Annotated in this window: 4 protein-coding genes and 1 pseudogene; all 5 read right to left on the reverse strand. The window is 67.7% G+C overall.

What is annotated here, in order from left to right:
• A partial coding sequence (locus AC5RV2_RS17390) for a flavoprotein (RefSeq protein WP_494093373.1) occupies positions 1-300 on the reverse strand: 300 nt, incomplete at its 3' end.
• Positions 301-324: 24 nt separating this feature from the next.
• Positions 325-588 (reverse strand): DNA-directed RNA polymerase subunit omega, encoded by a 264-nt coding sequence (gene rpoZ / locus AC5RV2_RS17395; RefSeq protein ID WP_494093374.1) that lies wholly within the window; start codon positions 586-588, stop codon positions 325-327.
• A gap of 42 nt (positions 589-630) precedes the next feature.
• Complete coding sequence (gene gmk / locus AC5RV2_RS17400) at positions 631-1203, reverse strand: guanylate kinase (RefSeq protein ID WP_494093375.1); 573 nt, start codon at positions 1201-1203, stop codon at positions 631-633.
• Between the two features lie 12 nt (positions 1204-1215).
• Entirely contained in the window at positions 1216-1533 is a 318-nt protein-coding gene (gene mihF / locus AC5RV2_RS17405) for an integration host factor, actinobacterial type (RefSeq protein WP_494067905.1), read from the reverse strand.
• 169 nt (positions 1534-1702) lie between these two features.
• Positions 1703-2024 (reverse strand): annotated as a pseudogene (locus AC5RV2_RS17410) (orotidine-5'-phosphate decarboxylase); the annotation flags it as partial.

The raw sequence follows: 2024 nt of genomic DNA on the forward strand, positions 1-2024 counted from the left end.
CCCGCCGTGTTCAAGCCCGAGGTGGGTCCGTTCCAGCTGACCAACCTCGAGAAGGTCTTCGGCACCGCCAAGGACGAGGACATCTTCGACGCCCACGTGGTTGACCGACTCGACGGCGTCGAACACGCTGTTGCTCACCGGGTTGCCGGAGAGGGCCTCCCAGGTGGCGCGGCCAACAAACTTCTCGGCGGCGTCGGTCGGCATGACCGTCACCTCGTGGCCGGCCTCCTTAAACAACCGAAGCAGGGATGCCGACTTGTAGGCGGCGATCCCGCCGCCCACGCCCAGAATGATCCGCATGCCTGCCCCGGTGTTAGACGCTGGTTACTCTGCGGGCTTTTCGACGGGCTTGCTGACCAGCAGGCCCTCGTTGATTTCGCGCAGCGCGATGGACAGCGGCTTCTCGTTCAGCTTGGTGTCCACCAGCGGGCCGACATACTCGAACAGGCCTTCGTGCAGCTGCGAGTAGTAGGCGTTGATCTGGCGGGCACGCTTGGCACCGTAAATCACCAGCGCGTACTTCGAATCCGTTGCTTCCAGCAGGGAGTCGATCGGCGGGTTGATGATGCCTTCGAGGTTGGTCGACACAAAATCTCCAATGGGTTCCGGGACGTGTTCTTTCGGGCCCGCTCAGCGCGGGTGCGGAACAAGTCCCATCAATGAAACGAGCTCGTCTGCCGCCCGCTTGACATCGTCGTTAACGACGGTGAAATCGAACTCGGGCTCGGCAGCAAGTTCCAGTTTAGCGGTTTCCAGCCGGCGCTGCTGTTCCTCGGGTGTTTCGGTGCCGCGTCCCACCAGCCGGCGGACCATTTCCTCCCAGCTGGGCGGGGCCAGAAACACGAACGTGGCATCGGGCATGGACTGCTTGACCTGCCGGGCGCCCTGCAGGTCGATCTCCAAAAGCACGGACTTTCCGTCTGCCATGGCCTCGTCCACGGTGCGCCGCAGCGTGCCGTAGCGGTTCCGGCCGTGCACCAGGGCCCATTCCAGCATCTCGCCGGCCGCCACCAGGCGTTCGAACTCTTCGGGGCCGACGAAAAAGTAGTGGACGCCCTCCTGCTCGCCGGGCCGCGGTTCGCGGGTCGTGGCGGACACCGAAAGCCAGACGTCGGGGTAGTTGTCGCGGATGTAGGTGGAAACGGTGCCCTTGCCGACGGCCGTGGGGCCGGCGAGAACGGTCAGGCGGGGTTTGTCGGACATATCTTCCATCTGTTACTGGGATTCCAAGTGGTCTATCAGGGCGCGCCGCTGGTGGATGCCGAGCCCGCGCAGCCGGCGGCTGGGCGCAATGCGGACCGTCTCCATGATGGCGGCGGCGCGGACCGGTCCGATGCCCGGCAACGATTCGAGCAGTTCGGCCACGCGCAGCCGGCCGACCGATTCCATCGACGCGGCCGCCTCGATCACCTCGGCGACGGTCATGGCGCCGGATTTCACTTTGGCCTTGATCTCCGCACGTTCGACCCGGGCGGCCGTCGCTTTTAGCCGGGCGGTGGTGCGTTCGCTCTCCGTCAGCGGTCGAAGACCCACAGCTCCTCCAGACAATCCGGCCCGTCGGACAAGATGCCGGGCGGGCATATTGGGCATGAATTGAACTTACCAGAACGGCAACGCCGCGGCTGAGGGCCGGCTGCCCGGCGCAGGAGGTGTGCTGCACGGGGCAGGAGGTGTGCACGGGGCCCCCAGCCCGGCCGGCTGCTCAGCCCACGAGGCCCGCCAGACCGGCCAGGGTGCGGTCGGCGGCGGCGCGCAAGGCGGCGGGGTCCGGGCCCGCCTGGAGGATGTCCCGGCTGGAGGTAGCGAGGACATTCCCGACGGCGGAGCCGAAGGCCGCCGCGATGTCCGCCCCGGTGGCGCCCTGGGCGCCCAGCCCGGGGGCCAGCAGCGGCCCGTTGACCGCGGCCAGGTCCACCCCGAGCCGTTCCATCACCTCGGCCCGGACCGTGGCGCCGACCACCAGGCCGACGGAGCCCAGCTCCCCGGCGCGGCCGGCCTCCTCGTTGTCGGCCGCCGCGGCTTCC

It is taken from the genome of Arthrobacter sp. Y3225116 (genome assembly GCF_059091245.1).

Excerpts from the sequence above, each read along its gene's own strand:
- gmk (WP_494093375.1), bottom strand. The coding sequence starts at position 1,203 with ATGTCCGACAAACCCCGCCTGACCGTTCTCGCCGGCCCCACGGCCGTC.